This is a genomic window from Paenibacillus daejeonensis DSM 15491 (assembly GCF_000378385.1).
Taxonomy (GTDB): domain Bacteria; phylum Bacillota; class Bacilli; order Paenibacillales; family Paenibacillaceae; genus Paenibacillus_D; species Paenibacillus_D daejeonensis.
On the sequence record NZ_KB899660.1, the window covers coordinates 718,310 to 741,145 of the forward strand.

At 50.6% G+C, this 22,836-nt stretch carries 18 protein-coding genes and 1 tRNA gene; 7 read left to right on the forward strand and 12 right to left on the reverse strand.

Annotated elements, in window-relative coordinates:
• Positions 1 to 92: 92 nt before the first annotated feature.
• Both F556_RS0110275 and F556_RS0110280 read right to left on the reverse strand, forming a co-directional pair.
• On the reverse strand, positions 93 to 5,618 hold the full coding sequence (locus tag F556_RS0110275; protein WP_020616860.1) for a DUF5011/hyalin repeat domain-containing protein: 5,526 nt from the start codon (positions 5,616 to 5,618) through the stop codon (positions 93 to 95).
• 358 nt (positions 5,619 to 5,976) lie between these two features.
• Positions 5,977 to 8,625: an adenosylcobalamin-dependent ribonucleoside-diphosphate reductase gene (locus F556_RS0110280; RefSeq protein ID WP_020616861.1), complete on the reverse strand. Its 2,649-nt coding sequence runs from the start codon at positions 8,623 to 8,625 to the stop codon at positions 5,977 to 5,979.
• A 292-nt stretch (positions 8,626 to 8,917) separates the two neighbouring features.
• Here F556_RS0110280 and F556_RS0110285 point away from each other — a divergent pair, with 292 nt between their 5' ends.
• From F556_RS0110285 to F556_RS36160, 3 genes are all read left to right on the forward strand, one after another.
• Positions 8,918 to 10,690 (forward strand): DEAD/DEAH box helicase, encoded by a 1,773-nt coding sequence (locus F556_RS0110285; RefSeq protein ID WP_020616862.1) that lies wholly within the window; start codon positions 8,918 to 8,920, stop codon positions 10,688 to 10,690.
• Positions 10,687 to 11,610: a YqhG family protein gene (locus F556_RS0110290; protein ID WP_020616863.1), complete on the forward strand. Its 924-nt coding sequence runs from the start codon at positions 10,687 to 10,689 to the stop codon at positions 11,608 to 11,610. The genes F556_RS0110285 and F556_RS0110290 overlap by 4 nt, the downstream gene beginning before the upstream one ends.
• 166 nt (positions 11,611 to 11,776) lie before the next feature.
• Positions 11,777 to 12,640, forward strand: coding sequence for a hypothetical protein (locus tag F556_RS36160; protein WP_020616864.1), 864 nt, complete (start codon positions 11,777 to 11,779; stop codon positions 12,638 to 12,640).
• A 74-nt stretch (positions 12,641 to 12,714) separates the two neighbouring features.
• On the opposite strand, the gene F556_RS0110300 is transcribed toward F556_RS36160, so the two are convergent.
• Positions 12,715 to 12,924, reverse strand: coding sequence for a YqzE family protein (locus F556_RS0110300; protein WP_020616865.1), 210 nt, complete (start codon positions 12,922 to 12,924; stop codon positions 12,715 to 12,717).
• 129 nt (positions 12,925 to 13,053) lie between these two features.
• Here F556_RS0110300 and F556_RS0110305 point away from each other — a divergent pair, with 129 nt between their 5' ends.
• The gene (locus tag F556_RS0110305) at positions 13,054 to 13,734 is read left to right on the forward strand and encodes an N-acetylmuramoyl-L-alanine amidase family protein (RefSeq protein ID WP_020616866.1); all 681 of its coding nucleotides are present in this window, start codon (positions 13,054 to 13,056) and stop codon (positions 13,732 to 13,734) included.
• On the opposite strand, the gene F556_RS0110310 is transcribed toward F556_RS0110305, so the two are convergent.
• On the reverse strand, positions 13,702 to 14,547 hold the full coding sequence (locus tag F556_RS0110310) for a divergent polysaccharide deacetylase family protein (RefSeq protein ID WP_020616867.1): 846 nt from the start codon (positions 14,545 to 14,547) through the stop codon (positions 13,702 to 13,704). The two genes, F556_RS0110305 and F556_RS0110310, sit on opposite strands and share 33 nt — an antisense overlap.
• A gap of 257 nt (positions 14,548 to 14,804) precedes the next feature.
• Between F556_RS0110310 and xynC the strand changes: the two genes are divergently transcribed.
• Positions 14,805 to 16,517: a glucuronoarabinoxylan endo-1,4-beta-xylanase XynC gene (xynC, locus tag F556_RS0110315; protein WP_281167898.1), complete on the forward strand. Its 1,713-nt coding sequence runs from the start codon at positions 14,805 to 14,807 to the stop codon at positions 16,515 to 16,517.
• 108 nt (positions 16,518 to 16,625) lie between these two features.
• Here xynC and F556_RS0110320 read toward each other — a convergent pair.
• The 7 genes from F556_RS0110320 to F556_RS0110345 all read right to left on the reverse strand — a co-directional run bounded on the left by F556_RS0110320 (position 16,626) and on the right by F556_RS0110345 (position 19,526).
• A tRNA-Leu gene (locus tag F556_RS0110320) sits at positions 16,626 to 16,709 on the reverse strand.
• 128 nt (positions 16,710 to 16,837) lie between these two features.
• Complete coding sequence (locus F556_RS37060; RefSeq protein WP_169447566.1) at positions 16,838 to 17,107, reverse strand: hypothetical protein; 270 nt, start codon at positions 17,105 to 17,107, stop codon at positions 16,838 to 16,840.
• Between the two features lie 49 nt (positions 17,108 to 17,156).
• Positions 17,157 to 17,402, reverse strand: a complete 246-nt coding sequence (locus F556_RS0110325; RefSeq protein WP_020616869.1) for a hypothetical protein — start codon at positions 17,400 to 17,402, stop codon at positions 17,157 to 17,159.
• A gap of 297 nt (positions 17,403 to 17,699) precedes the next feature.
• Positions 17,700 to 18,215, reverse strand: a complete 516-nt coding sequence (locus F556_RS39240) for a TFIIB-type zinc ribbon-containing protein (protein ID WP_020616870.1) — start codon at positions 18,213 to 18,215, stop codon at positions 17,700 to 17,702.
• Positions 18,212 to 18,445 (reverse strand): hypothetical protein, encoded by a 234-nt coding sequence (locus F556_RS0110335; RefSeq protein WP_020616871.1) that lies wholly within the window; start codon positions 18,443 to 18,445, stop codon positions 18,212 to 18,214. The genes F556_RS39240 and F556_RS0110335 overlap by 4 nt, the downstream gene beginning before the upstream one ends.
• 102 nt (positions 18,446 to 18,547) lie before the next feature.
• Positions 18,548 to 18,874 (reverse strand): hypothetical protein, encoded by a 327-nt coding sequence (locus F556_RS0110340; RefSeq protein WP_020616872.1) that lies wholly within the window; start codon positions 18,872 to 18,874, stop codon positions 18,548 to 18,550.
• Positions 18,875 to 18,956: 82 nt separating this feature from the next.
• Positions 18,957 to 19,526 carry a xanthine phosphoribosyltransferase gene (locus F556_RS0110345; RefSeq protein WP_020616873.1) on the reverse strand — a complete coding sequence of 190 codons (570 nt, stop codon included), beginning with the start codon at positions 19,524 to 19,526 and terminating at the stop codon, positions 18,957 to 18,959.
• A gap of 231 nt (positions 19,527 to 19,757) precedes the next feature.
• Between F556_RS0110345 and F556_RS36170 the strand changes: the two genes are divergently transcribed.
• Together F556_RS36170 and F556_RS0110355 are read left to right on the forward strand one after the other, a co-directional pair.
• A complete protein-coding gene (locus F556_RS36170; protein ID WP_020616874.1) occupies positions 19,758 to 20,486 on the forward strand; it encodes a hypothetical protein in 729 nt (242 codons plus the stop codon).
• A 78-nt stretch (positions 20,487 to 20,564) separates the two neighbouring features.
• Entirely contained in the window at positions 20,565 to 21,602 is a 1,038-nt protein-coding gene (locus F556_RS0110355; RefSeq protein ID WP_020616875.1) for a YkvI family membrane protein, read from the forward strand.
• A gap of 3 nt (positions 21,603 to 21,605) precedes the next feature.
• On the opposite strand, the gene F556_RS0110360 is transcribed toward F556_RS0110355, so the two are convergent.
• Positions 21,606 to 22,745: a glycosyltransferase family 4 protein gene (locus F556_RS0110360; protein WP_020616876.1), complete on the reverse strand. Its 1,140-nt coding sequence runs from the start codon at positions 22,743 to 22,745 to the stop codon at positions 21,606 to 21,608.
• Between the last annotated feature and the right edge of the window lie 91 nt (positions 22,746 to 22,836).

Sequence of the window (22,836 nt, forward strand, 5' to 3'; positions counted from 1 at the left end):
ACCTCCTGTTCGTATGAGAGCATGGAACGCCGGGTGACGAACCGGCTGAGGGTTCAGCCAGTTCGTTCTGTACCGGTCGTTAGGGTTGTTAGTTATTGCATTTTACCGACAAAGAAGGTGGCAAACTCGCGTTCGCGCTCCTGGTTACGGACAATAATCGTGTACCAGCCCACTTTCGGGAAGGTCATCTTGAATTCGCCGTTCACGAGCTGCTGATAAGTCACTTTCTCTGCAATATATTTCATCTGTCCTTCGCGGTAGAGACCTGGTTGATAGAGAAGATCGAAAGTCCCCCACTCATTGGTCTGCTTCTCGCCGCCAATCATCATTTCATTAAATCCGGTAACCTTGAAGGTAATGACATTGGTATTGAACAGTGCTGTCTCGCCATATGCGGCAGAGATGAGCGTGTCATTACCGAAGATCAGCATGCCGCCATCTGCCATCACAATGACCTTTTGCATAACGGTGGTTGTGTTACCCACCTGATCTGTTACTTTGTACGTCACATCTTGCGTTCCGAGCTTCGCGAGATCCAGGCCTTCAATCTCGACCTTGATATCCGCTGCTGCGGAGAGGTTGTCGCTAACCGTGAATCCGCCAAGATCTGTGCGGAAGTTGAAATCTTCTTTGTTTTGCAAGATTCCGACAGATGTCTTATTCAGCGTAATCTCTGGTGCAACATTATCCAGACCGCGAATGGTTACCGGTAATCGGGTGTTGTTGCCGAGCGCATCGGAGATCGCGACGGTTGTTGTGCCATTGCTGGCAAACGATCGGCTATAAGAATACTCCCCGTCTTGATTGCTGATGAGATTCGTATAGTTGCCGTTGTCATCCCGGAACGGTGCCATGCCCGAGAACATCTGATTGGGTGCCGTGACACTTCCCGTCATTGTTACCTTCACTTTGCCTTTGGCGTATTTCTCGCCGCCAATCGTTACAAGCGCCTCAGCAGGCAGCTCCTTATCTTCAGCATCAACGAAGGTGTAAGTGACTTCAGGGGCCGGGGACGCCGAGGCAATGGTATCCACCTCTTCTTCAACAACTGTCGTATTGCCGTAAATATCAGCGATGATGAAACGAGCTACGCCATTTTCAAACAGCGTTTGGACGTTCTTCATATCCGGGAAGAACAGTGTTTGGCCGCTTTCCTCGGCCTCGACTTGAAGCGTTACGCCGGAGGAGAAGATGACATTGCCATTACCATCACGAATCGTGCCGAATGTCAGACCGCCGTTCTCTCCATAATTATAGGAGCGGACGATTCTCACTTTTGGTGTATCCCGGTTAATGTTGGCGACTGTAGCTGTCTCCGTACCGATATTGCCAGCTTCATCCCGGAACTGGAACAGGAACGATCCGTTTTCTTCAAAGGTATACGCGTTGCGGCCATCATTGTTGACCATAATGATCGGTTCAGACGAGTCAACGATTCGTGCGGTGACATTGCCGTTGGTCGGTCCGGTCACATTGTACTCAATCGTGACGCGCGGCACCTCGCTGTCGATATTGCTGACAACTACATACAGCACATCCTTGCGGGATGCATCGCTGAGGTCCTGCAGATCAAAGGCGTAGAAGCCATTCTCTTTGACATTGAATACATTGCCGCTGCGGGTTGGCGTAGACGGATTGATCGCTGCCGGCACCACGCGAACGCCGAGTGGTACGGTGATGTCAATATTGACTCCGGTCTCGGACTTAATCGGTCTTGTCGTGTTATGGGTAGCCAGACCATAGATTGGCTCATCCTTGGAGAGCTTGGCGATATCCAATGTTTTGGCTGGTCCAACAACCCCGCTTGGACCTCTGTACTTCACTTGAACCTGCAACTGTTCTGGACGGTTGGTAGGTACCTTTAGCGAAACGAAGTTCGTGTAAGGCTTCCAGCGTGCCCAGGTCTCGCCATTATCCGGCGATACCGAATATTCATAGCCGTTCTTGTCCACTGTATCCAGATCCAGCTTCAGGATTGCGGTGTAACCATCCTGTGCGTCGCCGGATACATAGATCAGATCGGAAGATCCGGGTGCAGGCGGATCTTCAGGGCCTGCCGGTCTGGACACCTTGAATGTCGATTCAGTAGCCGCGAAGGCTGCATTCCCTGCTCCATCAGTCGACCAGACATACAGTCTGTAGTCAGCCGTTTCGCCCTCTTTCAAAGCAGAGCCGTCGACAACGGCTACGCCGCTGACGGGCAGCTGCTGCCAGCCTGCCGTTGTTTGGTCAGGAGCTGCTTCGCCAGCTAGCACCCACAGGTATTTGTTGTCCATGTTGTTTTTGCTGTAATTCTCGGTAATCGTTACTGTTACGTCCTGCTTCTCACGTGGGTAGTCCACCCCACGCTTGTTGAACGTAATTTGCGGTGCTTCATTATCGAGATAGTAAGCCTTGGAGAAATAATAGTAGCGGTCTCCTTGCTTGACCATCATATGAACATATTGAATCCCGTTCAACGTGTTGCTGACTGGGACGGAGTAACTTGATGCTTCCGGGCTGACGCCAGCCGTTGTCATCGGCGTATCCTGTTCCTCTGACTCACTACCTTCTTGCGCAGGCTGTGTATTATCGTTGGTAACAGGTAGAGCTTCATCGCCAGTCTGCTCCGTTTGTGATCCAGCACTCTGTATGCTGACTTCCGGTTTGGCCGATTTGCCAGTCTGTTGCTCAAGCTCCTCTGTACCTGACTCATCTACTACCGGCACATCTGCATCAGGTGTACTCAGAGGAACCATTAATCCTGATCCTCCTGGCAGTGGCTGCAGCGTGGTGTAGGCGCCATCGCTAGCTGGCCGGTTGGCGCTTGCCGATACTGCATAGCCCACGATATCCGGCGTAAGTCCGCTGATGCGGAAGATAACATCCATACTTTGAACATAATTGGTATCCGCAGCGGTCAAGAATTCGCCGCTTACGCTATCCAGCGAGCTGACGGTTACCGTTTTGTCGGCCTGCCAGACCACTCCATTGCCTGCGTGGTCAGACGCTTTAATAAACAGTGAATACGCACCATCCTCAAACACTTCACCCATTGTCCGCATCGTTGCTTGTCCATTGTGCAGATCAACATTTTTCCACTCGACGTCGGCAGGCTGCGCGCCTTCCTTCACCCATTGATAGTCGGCTTGGGCCAGGCCGCTATGCTCATCAATAATGGAAACGGTCATTTGGACATCCATTGTGTTGTCACCAGCGGTTGCCGTATTGAGAATCTCCGGCGCCGCATTGTCCAGGAGCAGTGTAGTTACCGCATAGCTCCAGTTGGAATCATCCTGTTTGAAATCCTCCAGCGGCCAGACCTGCGTATCGCCATAGTCACCTACGGCTTTAAGCGCCTGGTTGTCTGCATAAAACTCACGATCCGCATCGGATACGTTACTGCCCTGCAGCTCAGCCTTCCAGCGGTTGTACTGTTCTTCGTTAAGCCGTTTGAAATCTTTCATTTTCTCGTATTGCTTCAGCTCGCGCGCCGAATCCCATGTCATGTCTGCTGTCCAGGTGTGCAGATACCATGGACCGGCAGTTCCAGTTGCAATGGCTTCTTGCGGCGGCGCGATCAGATTGTTCTTGTTGCTCACAACCATTAGCTCCATGTGCTCATAGCCCTCATACAGCTCTTCGCTTGGCTGCTTACCAGACAAGGAGTAGCGCTTGATGGCTGCATACTCATCATCTTCCTTGCCTGCAAGCGGATCAGACGGCGATTGACTCCAGTAGTAGTAGATCAAGCCAACTGAAGGTGAAGCACCGCCTGTCATGTTGGAAGGACGGAAGATCCCCATACTCGGACGTTCGCTACCGCGATCCGACAGCACCGGATCCAGATGTGGAATCAGCAGATGCGGATCATTCGCGTCAACGGTAACGTTGCCCGTCTTCAGATACAGCTGATTGTTGGCTCCGTTCGGTTGATAGCGGAAATCGATAACCGGCGGCGTGTTGTCAATAATGAGCTTCGCCCAGTCGATCTTGGATTGAACCAGTGAGACATCGCCGTGATCTCTGGTGCCATCTACGTGTTCGCCAGAGAAATTCGCCGGTTGGATTAGCAAGTTTCCTGCATAATCCTGAATGACATTGATGTCGCTGTCGTCGCCCTTCTGGTCATGCGAGATTGCGATGACCTTGAGCAGCGGCGTCTCGACCGTCTTGCCGTCAGGAATAGTCGTTCGGAATGTCCAGCTGTTTGAGTTCTGCCCTGCAACATAATAGGCCTTCATCCCGTTATTAAGATGGATGAATGTTTGATTGACATCCCATCCGCGCTTGACGACTGCATCCTCCGTCAGCTGCACTGTAAAATCGATGGTATCGTCTTTGTTAATATTGACGCCGGTCAGAATCTCCGGCTGAATGCCATTTGCGGTCTTGTGATATTTTGGCGCTACGCCATCGATGATAACGGCGAAGCCGTTGCGCGGATTGAATGGATCCGTCACCGGGCCGTTGATGAAGCTGATTGGATTACCCGCATCATCCCGTTCTTCAAGAATTGGCGATACGGTCTTAGGTGGCATCCGCAGCTGCACGACGTTACCTGCGGCGTCTGCCAGCTTGGCATTCCTGAATTTTTCTTCAATAGATTGATCCATCGGCGCACCTGTGGTTCCGCCTGTGATTTTTGGTTTAATATAACCTGAGCTCTGATGGTATCTTGAACCTGTGTAACGGTAAGCAATCGTGCTATGATAATCGGCAACATCTGCGTTGTTACGGTATTGCATATTAGTCATGTATTGCTGTTCGCCAGCCGCTGGCAATCCCGTACCTTCGATATTGACGAACAACGGGTGTCTAAGGAAATGATCATTTTGACCATTAGGAGACAGTGTTGATGGTCTCACCGGTTCACTGAACTTGTAAGAAAGCGTCAGATTTTCTTGTTGCTTAATATACATCTCGTGCTGACCGGCTTTAATGTTGGTACGCTGGGCTCCAGTCCCGTTACTGAGGTCATATTCTTCAAGAACCGGACGCTTGGTATCTTGGAACTTAACATAAAAGCCTTCAACACCGTTCAGACGGCCGTTGTCCTTATAGCGGCGACCTTCACCGGTGAAATCAAAACTAATGACAGAGTTTGGTGTAATCTTAGCTTTGACTTCTGTTCTACCAATGCCGCCCTTCGGCGTTTGTCTGCTAAAAAGGATTGTTTCAGGCTGACCAGGTTCTTTTATCCGAATTGACCCCCGAGTGATTCGTGTCCAACTCAGAAAACCTGAATAATAAATCATTTTGGTAAAACCGATTAAGACTTCGGCTTCCCCACTCTGGGCCAGTGCTTTCAGTTGTGGGTTATCAGCTACATTGATAGAGAAGCTAGCCGTTTCCCATTTGTCGTTGTAGCCCAGACGGATATTGCCGTTCATCCAATCAATCATCTGGCTTGGTTTGGCATGCTGCGTGAAACCAGGTGAATTTCCATTAAAATTAATAAGAGCATTTTCAGCAGCATAGGACGCATTGCCGATTCGTACCTGGGCATGTCCAAAACGCACTTCAAAGTCTTCAGCCGCATAGGCCACCTGACTGGATCCCATCGGGAACAGCATGACAAGCATCGACACAATTAGCCATGAAGCCAGCAGCTTCTTGCCTCGTTTCAGCTTAACCATCCGTTATGCCCCCCTGTCATTATTAAGTCTGTTTGCAGCCCCAGCCGCACCGGTTGGACGCCTCTCCTGCTCATCGTGTATACCTCTCCCTCTCTGTGTACAAGATCGTCTCCGAATGAGACTATAGACCTACCGACTCTCTGGATTTTCGACACTATCCGAAGTGTATCAGGTCGTTCTGAACAATTTCTGGACAATTCTGTACAGAATTGTCGAACCACGACAAAAAAGCAGGGTGCCCTGTATAGACACTCCTGCTTTTCAAATGGTTTATGGGCTTATAGTCCCAAACATTTGGACTTAAAGCTTATTGATCTTGCCAGTGAGACTTCATCTTTCTACGTAATATAAGAATAAATTAGCACCGACTATATCCACAGCTCGCACACGTCTTGCAGCCTTCGGTGTTAATCAAGCTCGCCGAGCCGCAGGACGGACACAAGTCCGTCGAGCTATATGGCTGACCCGCTGGGGATGCAGGCGATTCGCCCGCTGCCGCTTGAGGCGCCGCTTCAACTGTCTCATGGAGCTCGTCTTCCGGGGTGTCAGCCACCTCTGAGATGTGCAGCTCCAGCGATTTGGCCACCGCATCGGCAATCGATTCCACGCGGGTTGCGCCGAATCCAATGGCCCCTGTACCGCCAATGCCTTTCAGATGCTTGATCAGCAGCTGCACCTTGCTGCCATGATCACCATAGCGCAGGAACAGGGAGCACACTCTGCCCAGGGCCTCTGCCATCGCGAATACATCCGATCCCGCCTTGCCTACATTCAGGAAGATCTCACCAGGCGTACCATCCAGGTCATTAATCGTAATGTAAGCCATGCCGAATGGCGTATTCACTTTGTACGTTGCGCCTCGCAGGATTTGCGGGCGGCGTTTGTACTGCTTGTCAATGGCAGGCGGCGAGGAAGGTATGATTTCCTGGGTTTCTTTGGCGCTATGCTCAATTAGCGTGTCGGCTGGTGGACTGTCGGCAGGAAGTGTCGCTTTCAGGCCTCCGATTTCGACGATGTCCGGTTCGGATTCAGCGGACACTTGCGATTCCACTTTGGCGGTTTTCTCGCCGTCGTCTTTATTGCCGGTAGAGAGCACTTGCACGTCGCGGCTGCCGTCCCGATAGATCGTGACGCCCTTGCAGCCTAATTCGAAGGCAAGCTCATACAGCCGTTTGGTATCTTCTACGGTGAAATCCGCCGGGGCATTAGCCGTCTTGGAAATCGAGCTATCCACCCAGCGCTGAATCGCCGCTTGCACACGGATATGGTCCTCCGCAGCCAGATCCATGGCCGTAGCAAAATAATCTGGCAGTTGTTCTCCCGGATGCTCATCCTGCCAGGCCTGAGCGATCGGCACAAGCTGCTTGTCGTAGCCCAAGCGGCTCTGGCGATAATACTCAAAAGCAAAATACGGCTCAATTCCTGTAGAAGTACCAACCATTGTACCTGTACTGCCTGTCGGCGCCTGCGTAATCAGGGTAACATTACGAATACCTCTTCCCCGCACGGCTTCCCCGACTTCGGGATACACCTTGGTCAGCTCGCGCATAAATCCGCTCTCCAGATACTTCTCCGGGTCAAAGGCCGGGAAGGAACCTTTTTCGGCAGCGATTTCGGTGGAGGCAAGATACGCTTCCCTTGCCATGAAGCCATAAAGGCGATCCAGAAAGTCCAGCGACTCCTCGCTACCGTAGCGGATCTTCAGATGAATCATAAGCTCAGCCAATCCCATGGTGCCAAGACCAATCCGGCGCTCCTTTTTTTGATTGGCTTCATTTTGCGGAAAATGATATGGCGTTGCTTCTATGACATTGTCAAGAAATCTCACGGCCCACCGAGTGACCTGAGCCAGTTCGGTCCAGTTGACATCGTGGGACTCTTTATCATAGAAACGGGAGAGATTAATGGCTGATAAATTGCAGACGCCCCATGCAGGCAGGCCCTGTTCACCGCAAGGGTTGGTGCAGATGATTGGATTGAAATACCAGCTATTGGACATGTCATTATAATGCTCCATGAACACGACGCCAGGCTCGGCTGATTTCCAAGCAGATTCAATAATCGTGTGCCACACATCCCGGGCGCGTACTGTTTTATAAGGAATGACCGGCTTGCCCAGCTGACGCCAGGCTTCCAGATTTCCCTGCCACAGCTGATCGTAATCGGGGTCGCGGGTATCCGGGAAGACCAGCTCCCACTCCAAATCCTCGCGAACTGCCTGCATGAACGCATTGCTGACACAAACGGAGAGATTGGCATTGGTGACCTCGCCCATCTTCTGCTTCACAGTAATGAAATCCTCCAGATCCGGATGCCAGTCATTGATCATCAGCATCAGTGCGCCACGACGACTTCCACCCTGCTCAATCAGACCTGTTGTGTAACTGAACAGTCCGCCCCACGACACGGACCCGCTGGAGGAGCCATTCACGCCTGCGACAATGGCTCGCTTCGGACGAAGGGAAGACAGATTAATGCCTACGCCGCCGCCCCGGGCCATAATTTCGGTCATTTCTGACAGCGTCGACATGATGCCGCCACGACTATCATGCGGAGAAGGCAGCACGTAGCAGTTGAACAGTGTTAATTCGTCACTGGCACCAGCGCCCGCTGCAATGCGCCCGCCAGGGACCAGCTTCCAGTCATCCAGAATATAACGGAATCTCTCTTCCCATTGCTTACGAAGCGTCTCACTTTCCTCCACCGTGGCCATTGCTGCAGCCAGTCGATCCCACATCTGCTCTGGCGTTTGCTCTCGCGTTAGCGTCAGCTTGGCCACATCTGTCGTGACCGTCTGACCGCTGCGTGTTTTCACGGTCACTTGATTGCCGGTCCTCGTAACAATTTCTCCTGCTTCCTTGGAAGGAAATTTGGGATCTTCCTTGGTCAACACGAGCACTGTATCACCAGGTTTCGCCTCTGATGGATGATCCGATTTCCACGCATACCTGTCCAGGAATATCTTCTCACTCAGACCACTTAAGCGGCTTATCTTTACTTCAGCCATAGAGTAATACGCCTCCATTTCTCAGGATGGGGAGCACTTGATCGGCAGCACATGTCTGGAGGTTGAATACGCCCCATCACAATATATTGTATGTGATTATTATTTTAACATACTATATGTTGTATTTCTATCCTTTCAAATTCCACAATCCCGTGACAAGACGATGCTTCATAACACTGCGCCACAGCCCTTGGCACAGCTTTGTTTTCCCGCTTCTCTTATGATTCCCGTAGAATGCGGCAATACTGATAGACATGTAATGTTTCTCACAACCTAGAAAGGGGTGTATGTGATGACCGGCAAGAACAAGCTTCACCCGCTGGTAGAGCTGCAGATGGACCGCAGCTGGCAGGATGAGCTGCAACAACGACTGGGCAAAAACGGTCCGTGGGACGAATGGGTCCTCTATAAGCTGGCGATTGAAGCCCAGCATGCCCGTAAAATTGATAGCTTCGATGAGCTGCAATCACTACGAGTGCTGCCAGCTCTCGAACCCATGCCTCATCAGATCAGTACGGCTCGCAAAGTACTAGACGGTATGGGCGGCAGAGCTATTCTGGCCGATGAAGTTGGTCTGGGCAAGACGATTGAAGCCGGCCTTGTCCTGAAGGAATATATGGTGCGTGGACTGGTGAAAAAAGCCTTGATTCTGGTCCCCGCCTCTCTTGTTCTGCAATGGGTCCGTGAATTGAACCAGAAATTCGGGATCTCTGCGGTCGCCCAGAAGAAAGCTCACACCTGGCATTATGATGTCGTCGTTGCATCGATGGATACCGCCAAGCGGGAACCGCACCGCGAGCTATTGCTAGGCACCGATTACGACATGCTGATTATTGATGAAGCGCACAAATTGAAAAACAAAAAAACGACGAACTACCAGTTCGTTACGCAGCTGCGCAAAAAATATTGCCTGCTCCTTACGGCTACGCCTGTACAAAATGAACTGGAAGAGCTGTATAATTTGATTACCCTGCTGAAGCCCGGGCAGCTGGGCGGCCAAAGCGATTTTGCGGCGAATTTCGTCATTGATAAGCGTCAACCCAAAAACGAAGGCGATCTGCAGGATGCCCTATCGGGCGTTATGATTCGAAATCGGCGCGGCGACGGCGGCATTCATTTCACGAAGCGAATTGTCCGCAATATCCCGCTGCAGCTATCAACCGAAGAAAAAGCATTGTATGATGCAGTCACGAATTTCGTCAAGCAGCGCTACGACGAGAGTGGTGGCGATCTTACAAGTATGCTTTCCCTCGTCACCTTACAACGCGAAGTGTGCAGCAGCCGGGATGCCGTCTTTATTACACTCGTTAACATGTTCAAGAAGACGGCCGAGGATTCACCAGTGCGTGCAAAAATTTGGGAATTGGTCGAGTATATCAAGCAAATACAAGCCAATACCAAAGCAGAGGCTGCGCTACAGCTAATCCGTGAAATGGATGAAAAGGTCATTGTCTTCACCGAGTACCGTGCAACACAAGAGTATTTGCTCCAATACTTCCGCAGTCACGGCCTGACGGCCGTACCGTACCGCGGTGGCATGAACCGGGGCAAAAAGGATTGGATGATGGATCTGTTCCGCGGGAAAACGCAAGTGCTCATTGCAACTGAGGCGGGTGGTGAAGGCATCAACCTGCAATTTTGCCACCATATGATTAACTTTGATCTGCCTTGGAACCCCATGCGTGTCGAACAGCGAATCGGTCGGGTTCATCGTTTGGGACAGACAGAGGATGTTCGCATCTATAATCTATGCACGCTTGGTACCATTGAAGAACATATCGTGAATCTGCTGCATGAGAAAATTAATCTCTTCGAATTGGTCATCGGGGAGCTCGACGAAATCCTCGAACGGTTCGAGAAGCAGGAGCAATCGCTGGAAAAGCAAATTGCCAAGGCGATGCTCGAGTCCAGTGGCAATCGAGAGCTGAGCAGCCGCTTCCAGCAGCTCGGCCATTCGTTGAGTCATGTTCGTGAAGAACAGCGGTATGAACCCAATCAGCGGACAGACCAAGCCTTCAAGCCCCTGCTTGATTCCGTCAGCCAGCCCGTGGAGGTGAAGCCATGAACGCCAAACAAATCCATCGATTTGTCCAGCATTATCTGGAATCGACCGATTGCCGGATTATTGAGAAATCACCGGCGCATTTCAAAGTGAAGCTATCCCCTCTTGCTGATCGGATTTTAACCAATCGTCCTTACTATTGGGGCTTTGTTGATCGAACGGGAGCCGAGCCGGAAACCATGTCTTTTTTGTTCGTCACCGACAAAGAAAAGTACGATCAATCCGTAGAAGAGCAAACCGCCAAAGACGGTCCGGATCAGACGGATGCCGCCCTGGCCCGGAGCTTCGGCTATGTCCATGCGACAACTGCTGGTGCAAGAATGCCCCGCGAGGATTTGTATTACGGCTCCAAACGGCTGGAACAGCTATTCGAGGCTGCCCGCAGCGGCGGCAGCTATGTGTGTCTGTTTCAAGAGCCTGATACAAAAAAAAGCCATCCGATGGAATCAACGGCATACACGCCTTGGCTTGGCTTGAATATGCGTGTCGAATTTCAATGTGACCGCAAGCGGGAAGAAATCCATTCGTTCGGGGTATCGCTGGCTACCGGGCAATGCGTAGAGCAGTTCCAGGACCGTCTATCCGGACTTCGGATGACGCCCAGGCTGCCGCCGAATGTGCATATTGCCCGAAGCAGCGTCACCCTGCACAAGGCTGCAGGCATGATTGAACAGACGCTGGAGAAGAAGTTGCGCACCTATGATTATGGATGGGCCGAGGAAGCTGCCCAGCGCCTGGAAGAGGAGCAGCAATTAATTGCCCATTACTACGATGCGATGCTGGCATCCGCAGAGGAAGAGGCGAAGACTCACATTCAGACTCAATTCGAGAATCGAAAAGCCGAGATCGACTGGCAGTATAAACCACGTGTACTGGCTTCTGCCATCAACTGCGGTATTTTTCACCTAGCCGGCATTGACTGATGGACTAGCAGACACCTTTCTCCACCATCCACCAAAAATAGAACGTGCCTCGGACCGATGTCCCTGACACGTTCCTACAGGTTTCCCATGGTTCATCCCTTACAATTGAAGGTGGACAGGCCGCCTTCTTTGCAGCGACCTGAGTTGAAACAGGACGGTGAATGACTTGCGACATTGGATCCCATTGTATACAGCGGCCTTGCTGCTATTTGCAAGCATGACGACGGCTCAGATTGTACGCAGCGAGCCTTTACAGATTTCGGCCACGATGCAGGCTATGCACAATCAGATTGACGCGTGGCTAAATGAATTAGCCCAGCAAACGGCATTTGCAGAATGGCCCACCGCCGAGCGAACCGTTACAGCGCTCGGACCTGGAACGCATAGTTGGCTTGTCACGCTTGCCCAAGGACAAGAGACCGTAGGGTATTTGGTCGTTCAAGCGACCCCGAACGGAGCATTCCGCCTTGGCGAGTATGGATTAGGCTCCGAACCGCTATATAGCGCTTCTGTATTACAACGGAGTTTAGCTTCACTAGGATTGGATGATGCGAAGGATACACTGCAGATCGAGCAGCGATATGCCAGCCCCCTGCTGGCCGCTTGGCGGATCGTCAAGGAAGGCGAATCTCCACTCTATCTGGATGCCAAAACCGGAGAACAGCTGCCTATCCAAGATACGATTTGGCTGAAGGCTGTCGCGGACTCCGTTTTGGAAGCTTCAAGTATTGTGGGAGCATCTGAACCAACCCCGTTTTTATTGCTCCCCACATTTGACGTCTATGAGCGTATGCCTTGGCTAACTGGCGCTCCCTTGTCCATCAGCTTTCGTGAGCTTGCAATCAAGCTAAGCCAACAAGATCACATCTGGTACAGCTCGGAGCCTTATGGTGGCGCTCACCGGTTTGTCTGGGCAGTGATAGGCTATCATGGCTGGTCAGACGGCCTCCCCTATATGGCTATAGATCATGAGGGGACTCGTTATATTCCTTTTGACATCTTAGCTGCCAATGGCCATTATTACGATTAAATCAGCCAGATACGTTGCGGGGGCCCCGAATAATAAGAAGAGCTGTTGCCATCATGGCAACAGCTCTTTGAGGTTTAGAAATCTTTTCTTCTCGCTCTCCACCACACCATAATGCCAAGTGGAGCAACACCAAACCACCGTACCGCCCAATGTTCTTTGGCCCGCTTGGTTTGTTTAATCTGCTTGGTTTGTTTGCGCTGCAGTTTACGCTCCGCTTTAGGGGTTTCCACGTAATGTACGACCCGTTTGGTCACATGCTTGACCAGCTCCGATCCGTCTGCCAAGTTGCTTCCTCCTCCCCGCTGCTATTTGTATCAGTATGTCCTTTTTTTCGCAGGATCAACCCATGCATGACGTGGAGCTTGTTGAGCCACGCTAAGGGTACCAAGCTGATGATCATAGGAGGAATCCGTATGTATAAGTCATTGATTTTATTTGCCCTGCTGAGCCTCTTATTGCCTGTCCCCGTTCAAGCTTCGGATCCCCCAGATATCGGCGGAGCATTGCCAGGAGCTGAAGTGTTAATTGATGTGGGTCATGGCGGGATTGACGGGGGCGCTCATCATGGAAGTGTACTGGAGAAGGATATTAACCTTGCCATCGCCCGCAAATTGTATCTCATGCTGGGTAGCCAAGGGATCGATGCTGTCTTGAACCGCGACAATGATTATGCGCTTAGCGAGGATAACCGGTGGCACCTCAGCCACTCGAGACATCGCAAAGATCTCTCACAGCGCAGGCAGTTAGCCAAGGAAATACCTACTCGCCTGCTGATAAGCTTGCATGTCAATTGGACGCCTAACGCCAGTAAACATGGCCCCTTGGTGCTGTATAAAGAAGAAGGTCGCAGTCTGCTGCTGGCCCAGTGTATTCAAGATGCACTGAACAACCAACAACAGACCACGACGATCCCTCGCAAAGGGGAATCGTTTTATTTGCTCCGCAAAACAGATAAACCTGCTGTCATCGTGGAAGTTGGCTTTTTAAGTCACGCGGGAGACCGGGCAATGATGACTGATCCCCAAGGCCAAGCCGCCATTGCTAGGGCCATCTGTAACGGTCTAAGGCAATATTTGCTGGTCACGGGACACTGAAGATATGAGCTCTGAGGCTGTAACGAACCTTGCTTGCTCCTTCATTGCAGAAGACCATTGGCGAAGAGCGGCAGCAACGTTCAGACCGGAGGGTCCTACATGGCCGATTGCAATCATTTCACTCTGATCACTTAGCTTCTGATCCAACAGCCCAAGCTGCTTACGGATGTGGCTTACATGATATTGATCATCCAAGAAAAGCTGATTTGTAAGGATCGGTACACGATATTCAGCAGCAACTTCCGGAATGACCGACTTGTGTGTAGTCCGGCTGTCCAGATAGAACAATTCGTTCTCCCTGCATACCTCCATAACGATGCGCATCATGCGCCGATCAGCGGTAACTTTGGATCCCATATGGTTGTTCATGCCTACCGCAAACGGAATATCGGCAATTGCCGCTTCCACCCGTTTGCGGATTTCAGCGTCATCCAAATCTGTAGTTAATGCTCCGGGACCCAACCATTCTCTCTTGCCACGGTTGGGTTCCATTGGCATGTGGAGGATGACTTCATGCCCCAAACGATGAGCTTCTTCTGCATCTGCTTTGCTTGTTGGCAAGAATGGCATGACAGCTACCGTAAGCGGGATGGGCAGAGATAGCATCTCTTTTGTCCCCTTCATCCCATTCCCGAAATCATCAATAACAATAGCAATTCGTTTGCCCGATTGCTGCCCGTTTGCAGGAACAGCAGGCTGTCCGACATATTGGTTGGCCACGGTAGAAGCTATGGTTAAACGAGGCGCAGAGCCAGTCAAACTGACGGAGAGCAGGACAAAAGTTAAAAGAGACAGTCTGAGCATGTACGACATAACAACGTCATCTCCTCGATCCTGAAAGTCTCCTTTCATTGTGCGAAGATGACGCCAATAATATGTATGCCTTGTCAATTCCAACCGAACATTGCAAGTTAAAAATCAATCTCTAATTATTCCAAATTTGATTTAGAAATTACATGGACCCACTAATAACCGAATATTAGAATGTTGTTGTAAGCGCTTGCCAAACCTTCTATAGGAGGTGGTGTTTCCTCTTTAACAGCAGCTAAGAATCCAGGGATTCAAGGTTCGTGGCATTAGGAAGGAAACTCATTTCAGAAGGAGTTGGAAAAATGACTGTGTATGTGCGAAAATCCATTTTTGTATTGCTGGCTTTCCTTGTAGCGCTTCCCCTCATCTTTGTCCCCTCCGCTAACCCCATGGTGTCAGCAGCCAGCGATGCGACCATTAACCTATCGGCCGAACGACAGCTTATTCGTGGCTTTGGAGGCATGAATCATCCAGCATGGATCGGGGATTTAACAGCCCCCCAACGAGAGACTGCGTTTGGCAACGGAGCGAATCAATTAGGCTTCTCTATCCTGAGGGTATATGTCGACCCTAACCCCAACAACTGGTATCGTGAAGTAGCTACTGCAAAACGAGCGATTGAGCTCGGTGCACTCGTAATAGCTTCGCCATGGAATCCGCCTGATGATATGGTTGAGACCTTCAATCGAAATGGAGATCCGAACGCCAAGCGACTGCGATATGACAAATACACGGCGTATGCGCAGCATCTCAACGATTTTGTGACGTATATGAAAAATAATGGTGCGGAGCTGTATGCCATCTCTGTTCAAAATGAACCCGATTACGCACACGAATGGACATGGTGGACACCACAAGAAATCCTCCGATTCATGAGAGAAAATGCAGGTTCGATTAATAGCAAAGTTATTGCACCCGAGTCCTTTCAATACCTGAAAAACTTGTCTGATCCCATCCTCAATGACCCTCAAGCACTCGCCAACATGGACATCCTCGGGGCTCATACTTATGGTACGAGTATTGGGAACATGCCGTATCCGCTCTTCAAACAAAAAGGTGCAGGCAGAGAGCTCTGGATGACAGAAGTATACTATCCGAACAGTGACAACAATTCCGCAGACCGTTGGCCGGAAGCATTGGATGTCGCTTATCATATTCATCATAATATGGTGGAGGCTGAATTTCAGGCGTATATTTGGTGGTATATCCGCAGGCAATACGGTCCAATGAAAGAGGATGGTACAATCAGCAAAAGAGGATACTCCATGGCTCATTTCTCAAAGTTTGTCCGCCCGGGCTTTGTAAGAGTTGATGCCACCAAGAATCCCGACACCAACGTGTTTGTTTCGGCTTATAAAGGCAATAACAAGGTGGTTATCGTGGCTGTTAACCGGGGCTCGTCTGCGGTTAATCAAAATTTCGTGCTGCAAAACGGATCAGCCACGAACGTCAACCGTTGGATAACGGACAGCAGCAGAAACCTGGAGGCAGGAACCCCTCTTAATGCTTCCAGTGGGTCCTTCTTTGCGCACCTACCCGCGAACAGTGTAACCACCTTTGAAGCCGATCTGGGAGGAAGCACAGTCGGTACGATCTATGAAGCTGAAACCGGTACAACCTTAACGAATGCTTCCCCCGACTCTTTCTATCCGGGTTACAGCGGAACCGGTTATGTGGATTTTACCGCAGCCACCGGAGCATCGATTTTGTGGAATAACATTTACTGTGCCACCGCTGGTACAAAGAACGTTAAAATACGTTACGCACTTGCATCTGGCACAAGAAACCTGGATGTATTCATCAATGGAACCAGGGTGCTGACGAACACACCTTTTGCGGCTACTGGCAGCTGGTCTACCTGGGGAGAAAAAACAATCTCCGTTCAGATGAATAGTGGAATCAATTCCTTGCGACTGGTAACCACCGGTACGGAAGGGCCCAACATTGACTGGATTCAAGTGTCGCCACAGTAAATAACCCATAAAGTGGGGCCTTATCTTCGAGGCTTAGCCAGTTACTTTACAAAATCCTATAATAAAAAAGGTTCCCAATTGCTGAGCAATTGGGAACCTTTTTTTTGATGCGGTCGAGAGGACTCGAACCTCCACGGCTGTTACACCACTAGAACCTGAATCTAGCGCGTCTGCCAATTCCGCCACGACCGCACGTTATTGTGACCTGCACCGTAGTGCGTCCTGATCACGAGATTTATCTTAGCATGCACAAGGACAGGAAGTCAAGCATATTGGAGCATGAATGAAAAAATAAAAGTATTCCGAAAATTCACTCGACATCACGAGCCGATTAAAACGAATAAAATCATCCTGCGGATGACTCTAAGAGACGCATCACCTTGCTCTGACGACCGCCCTGATACGTCACAACAGCCAACCAGCGGGTTGCCCGATAAATAGAGGAACAAAGGTGCGTTATAGCACCCGACCAGCGGGTTTCCCGACAAATAGAGGAACAAAGGTGCGTCACAACAGCCAACCAGCGGGTTGCCCGATAAATAGAGGAACAAAGGTGCGTTACAGCAACCGACCAGCGGGTTTCCCGACACGTCTTATACTTAGCCCGACAAAAAAAACCAGCCCCGCGGACTGGTTCGATTACGCTGTATACAGGAGATCTTCCATGATCGTAACGAGACGATAATTCATGTGCTCCAGCTTCTCAATTGCTTTTTCCTGCCATTGTGGACTACCCATCATCCACTTGTTCACTTGAATCTTCTCATAAGCCTCATCCATTGCAATGATCTCATCCGTATTCATCAAATCACGATCATAGATACGTACACGGTACAACAGATCTCCGACTGTGCTATACAAACGCTCAAAGTAATCATTGTTCATTCAGGATACCCTCTCTCTATTCTAGTCTATTGGTTGATTCTATTTATTCATAGGATATGTTGCGATGATAGTATATATTACCCACGCCGCTTTTTTTGAAACAACTGGTGAAGAAGATATTTTTATTATAGGTGAAATTTTTGTAATATTCAAGTTATATTTTATAACATATAGTTTGGGTACCACATCGAAAAACTGCGAATCAACCACAATACTAACATAAATATAACATACTGGGTCAAAAAAAGAACTGCAATCTTCGCATCACAAGATGCTGATTGCAGTTCCAATGGCCTATCAATCGAATAAATCACCGAAAACATCCAAGACCGTTTTTTTCTTCTTCCGTTTGTACGGATAGCCATACTTGTCATAGCCTCGTCTATCATAGCCATGCTTGTCATACCCATCCTTGTCATAATGGGTTTGCTCTCGCTGCCCCTCATGATAAGGGCCATTCGGACCATGCTGAGACTCATAACCGCCTTGATAAGGCTGAGGATCACCGTAAGGCTGTTGTCCCCTGTAAGGATTCCCTGCTGGGCCTCCATAAGGCTGCTGTGGAGGTGTGCCGTTACCAAAGCTAGGCACACCGCCTGGTTGCTGAGGGGACACAGAGCCCCCCAAGCCTACGGGAGGCGCAGGCTGCTCCCAGGAGTCCAACTCCTGGCGCATCTCGTGTACGCCCTTCATCAGCTTGTCTAACTCGCCACGGTCCAGCCAGACTCCCTTGCAATCCGGACAGACGTCAATCATGACCTCATCCTTCTGCACTTCTCTCATCCGTACATCTTCACATACCGGACACTTCACTGGCCTTCGACCTCCTGTGGCTTGTCCCCTTCACGCGGGTTGGCCGCCGGTTCATAGGTATACGACCGGTTCAGCTTAACCACACGGCGATTGGGCCGCCTTATCATCACATGCGTGTCATCCCATGCGACAACGATGCCTACGACATCATTGGTGACGATCGCGTCCCTGACGACTCTAACTTTCGTACCCTCGAGCCGGTACTGATCCAGATCTGCATCCGATACCATGGGTCATTACCTTCCTTTCAAACGAGCCACGGAAAAGACCTCCATGAAGCTGCAAGCACCGTTCATAGAGGTCTTCCCGTATCATTACTATTCCAGCCGGCTTTAGCCAACATGTTCTTTTGAGTCATTGGTTTCAAACCATTCATCCAGTACACGGGAGGACATTACACGCTTCTCAATGTACTCTCGCTGACGTTCGGTAAACTGAGGCTTCCAATCCATCTGGAGCTCTTCTCCCAGCTTCACTATCGTGAGCAGCTCCGACCAGGCAACATAGCGTTTGTACCAGAAAAACTGCGGATGTTCGATCATGTAGGGATAGAGATCGTCGAATTCGGTATGCTTGCAATCGAGCGCACGCTCGAAATGCACCTTGGCATCAGTCAGCTTGGATTCAAAGAAATCCAAGGAAAAGTCTGAATTCCCCATATTTGTCTGCCTCCTCTCGGCCACTTACTTGTTATTATAAAGGAAAATGTTCGTCGAGGAAAGGGGCGGTACGCCTGTCACCTCAGACGAAAGTAATTTTGCCGCCTTCAAGCGAAGCAATCTGGACAAGAGATTCCACGCGAATCCCTTGCTCACGCAACGCGCGCCCACCAGCCTGGAAAGATTTCTCCACCACAATTCCAATTCCTGCAAGGTCGGCGCCAGAGCGCTCAATAATCTTGATCAAGCCGCGCGCAGCATCACCATTGGCAATGATATCGTCGATAAACAATACCCGATCCGAGGCTGTGAGATATTCCTTTGAGACCATGATATCTGTTACAATACCTTTAGTAAAGGATGGTACGCGTTCTGACAAAGCCTCAGGGTCTGCGATGAGCGTCTTCTTCCGGCGGGCAAACAACAAGGGTACGCCCAGTGTCAATGCTGCAGCGAACGAAACCGGAATACCGGAGGACTCCACTGTGATGACCTTCGTAATTTTCTCTTCTGCAAATCTACGGGCGAACTCCCTGCCCATCTCCATCGTCAGGACAGGATCAACCTGATGGTTAAGCAGGCCATCCAGCTTCAACACGTCGCTCGTAAGAATTGATGCTTCACGCAAGATGCGTTCTTTTAGTAGTTCCATTGTTTCACGTTCCCTTCACCGGAAGACCTTTTTTGGATAAGTTACCACAGGCAGCATACTCTGCGCAACTTCATTTTTAGTGGTTGTTCAAAAAGTCTGCTTTGGATCACAAAGTCAAATCATGAGCGCTTATGCAACTTTTTTCCAATTTCAAGCGTCTAATTGTATATATTAGGCTATGGGCAAGTGCCCGGGCTTATACATCGATCTTACAGGAGGTCGTACTTGCCGATGACCAAGCATAGATCTACGCGGCATATCCGGCGGTTTGCTGCTGCGACCGCCCTTCTTATAGCCTTATCGGGATGTCAATCGGGACCAGGCGCCGCATCCAAGCCGGAAGGACAAGCTCCAGAACAGCCTGCCCCCCGGCAGGAGCAATTGGCAGAGCGTCCATCTGGACCTCAGACACCCGGCTCACAGAGCCCCCAGCAATCCTATGATACGCAACGGCCTGTCCCGCCCAATGGCGGTCTGCTGCCACCTCAGAACGAGGGAGGCAAAGGACAAGGCACGGGAGAAAATGTTCGCCCGCCCGAGGATAACGTGACAGCCGACATCATAGAAGAGAAATGGAATATGAGCGTCCCCAAGCTTCTCAATCTCGCGATTGGCGAAGGCATCGTCAAGGCAAGCGAACAATTCGGCACGGCGGAAGAAACGTATTTGCTGGCCGATGATGAAGAGCAAATCACTGTGAACTGCTACAACGGTTTTGCCGTGGGACACGACAAGGATCAGCAAATCCGATTTATTGAAGTGTTTGAGTCCGGTGTACGGACGGGACTAAATGGCATACGAATCGGTGATTTTGAAGAGGATGTCCTCGAGGCGTTAGGCAAGCCTACAACACATACGAGCTACGTCATCGGCTACAAAGCTAAAGGCGCCCTCCTCAAGTTTGATATGGATCCCAAGAATCGGGAGATTGTATCCATTAAACTGTTTTATCAAACCTGAAGCAAGTCCAGTTTGTTGACCGTCTATAGTCATGCCTGTCCCCATCTCTTCATAGGCTGGTAATGAGGAGGGTGACAGATGAGAAGACTTGGACTGACCCTGCAAGTAGCACTAACCTATATTGGAACGATCGTCGGGGCTGGCTTTGCCAGCGGACAGGAGATCCTTCAGTTTTTCACTCGCTTCGGAGCCTTGGCGGCTGTTACGATCGGCATATCCGCCATTCTATTCGTCTGGCTGGGCGCCAAGATGATGTTGATTGCCTCCGATATTGCCGCTCGTTCCTATGAAGACCTCAATAAGGCATTGTTCGGGCCGCGGTTTGGCGGCTGGGTCAGCCAATTCATGATGGTCGTTCTCCTTGGCGTATCAGCCGTCATGCTGGCTGGCGCCGGTTCACTTTTCAATGAGCATCTCGGAATCAATTATCAAACCGGTCTGCTGGTGACCCTTTTGGGTTGCTTTTTCTTGCTTCGCAAAGGGATGCAGGCCATACTCGCGGTGAATACAATTGTGGTCCCTGTCATGCTCATGTTCACGGTACTGATCATGATCGATACTATGACTACCCCAGGTGCTGAGCGTTGGCTGCTGCTGGGCAGCGATTATTCACCATGGGCACTCTGGGCCTCTCCACTATTGTACGCTGCCTTCAATCTCTCCCTGGCCCAGGCCGTCTTAGTCCCTCTGGGCGCCCGCATCAAGGACCGGCAGGTCCTTATCGCAGGCGCATGGATTGGCGGCATTGGTATTGGCTTCATGCTGCTGGTGGGACATATAGCATTATCGCTTTATATGCCGGGCATTACTCAGTTTGCCATTCCCATGGGCGGCATTGCGAGGCAACTAGGCGGCACCATCCAGTTCATCTACCTGTTCTTGATCTTTGCCGAGATCTTCACTACGCTAATTGCCAATATTTACGGACTGTCCCTGCAGATGCGCGAACGGCTGGCCTGGCCTCGTGAGCTGCTGATTTTCGCCATCCTGGCTTTCTGTTATGCCGGCAGTCAGATGGGCTTCGGACCGCTCGTATCTACCTTATATCCCCTGTTCGGCCTGTTCAGTCTGGGGTGGCTCGTTCTGATGATGCGCAAACGCAGCTTCGGTCTCTGAGACTTACTGCGCCTGCGCACCTCTGTCGTGCTGCAGATAGACGTTTTTCATTTGTGCAATGACCCGCTGCAGCGAGTAATCCTTCTTGGCGCGATCCCACGCTGCCCGGGCCATGTTGTACCGGTAGATCGGGTCGGAAACCAGCTTCTCGAGCGCATCGGCCAGCGCAGTTGGATCCTCTGGCGGTACCAGCAGACCATTGGCACCGTCCTGGATCTGTTCGGCGATTCCTCCCACATTGGTCCCCACTAGCGCCAACCAGCACAACGCAGCTTCAGCGAATACAGATCCAAATGATTCGGCTCGGGAAGGCAGTACGAAAATGTCAAAGAACGGCATGAACTCTTCCGGGTGAAGCATATAGCCATAAAATATAATTTCGTCATAGAGGTTCAGCTCGACCGCGAGCTCTTCCAGCTCCTTGCGGATCGGGCCATCACCAATGATATGAAGAACAAATGGATAATTGCGCTGTTTGAGCTCTGCACAGGCACGCAGCAGAATATCTAGTCCCTTGGCTGGCACTAGCCGGCACACCGTAATCAATTGCGGGACGGCATTATCATGGGAGATGGGTTTGAAACGTTTCTCATCGAAGCCGTTAGGGATTACGTGCACGCGCTCGGGTGAGGCAAGGTAAGGCGCAAGATAGCCGCGGAACGATTCGGATACCGTGAGCAAGCCATCCATCCGCGCTTCCAACTCACCGTAGATCGCGGTCAAAAACTGATGCTCGATTCCACCTTCCTGGATCTTGCGGTTCAAGATCAACTCACGCTCGTAGCTGGAGTGAATGGTCATCAATACGGGGGTATCCGGAAACAGCTGCTTCATGACAAGCGCAGCAATGGGGTGATGCGCATGGATAAGGTCGTACGAAGTTTGAATGCGCATCCGCGTCCACCAGACATAATCCTTGTACGTCTGAATATATTTATCGACAATTGGATGGCCAGCAAACTGCTTTACATCAAAGGTTTGAAACTCCACTTCCTCTTGCCCTTTGTTGCGGATTCGCTTGGGCAACGAAAAGATATCCATGGGCCAATCCATCTGTTGAAACCTCTCCTGAATATACGGAACCATGGACGACACGCCACCCGGCTGCTCCGGAGGGAAAAACAACGCCTGCAAAATGTTCAACCTGTTGCCTCCTATCCAGCCAGCCTAAGACTGGCCACTGCATTTCCATTGCACGCTACATACACGTTTGCCCTAATTATACCCCTTTAAG

What these genes read in the sequence shown, in the direction of transcription:
- F556_RS0110325 (WP_020616869.1), bottom strand. Translation starts at nt 17,402, where the DNA reads ATGAACAATGATTACTTTGAGCGTTTGTATAGCACAGTCGGAGATCTG.
- F556_RS0110335 (WP_020616871.1), bottom strand. Translation starts at nt 18,445, where the DNA reads ATGGTATCGGATGCAGATCTGGATCAGTACCGGCTCGAGGGTACGAAA.
- F556_RS0110355 (WP_020616875.1), top strand. Translation starts at nt 20,565, where the DNA reads ATGAGAAGACTTGGACTGACCCTGCAAGTAGCACTAACCTATATTGGA.
- F556_RS0110290 (WP_020616863.1), top strand. Translation starts at nt 10,687, where the DNA reads ATGAACGCCAAACAAATCCATCGATTTGTCCAGCATTATCTGGAATCG.
- F556_RS0110345 (WP_020616873.1), bottom strand. Translation starts at nt 19,526, where the DNA reads ATGGAACTACTAAAAGAACGCATCTTGCGTGAAGCATCAATTCTTACG.
- F556_RS0110305 (WP_020616866.1), top strand. Translation starts at nt 13,054, where the DNA reads ATGTATAAGTCATTGATTTTATTTGCCCTGCTGAGCCTCTTATTGCCT.
- F556_RS0110340 (WP_020616872.1), bottom strand. Translation starts at nt 18,874, where the DNA reads ATGGGGAATTCAGACTTTTCCTTGGATTTCTTTGAATCCAAGCTGACT.
- F556_RS0110310 (WP_020616867.1), bottom strand. Translation starts at nt 14,547, where the DNA reads ATGTCGTACATGCTCAGACTGTCTCTTTTAACTTTTGTCCTGCTCTCC.
- F556_RS0110285 (WP_020616862.1), top strand. Translation starts at nt 8,918, where the DNA reads ATGACCGGCAAGAACAAGCTTCACCCGCTGGTAGAGCTGCAGATGGAC.
- F556_RS0110275 (WP_020616860.1), bottom strand. Translation starts at nt 5,618, where the DNA reads ATGGTTAAGCTGAAACGAGGCAAGAAGCTGCTGGCTTCATGGCTAATT.
- F556_RS0110280 (WP_020616861.1), bottom strand. Translation starts at nt 8,625, where the DNA reads ATGGCTGAAGTAAAGATAAGCCGCTTAAGTGGTCTGAGTGAGAAGATA.
- F556_RS36170 (WP_020616874.1), top strand. Translation starts at nt 19,758, where the DNA reads ATGACCAAGCATAGATCTACGCGGCATATCCGGCGGTTTGCTGCTGCG.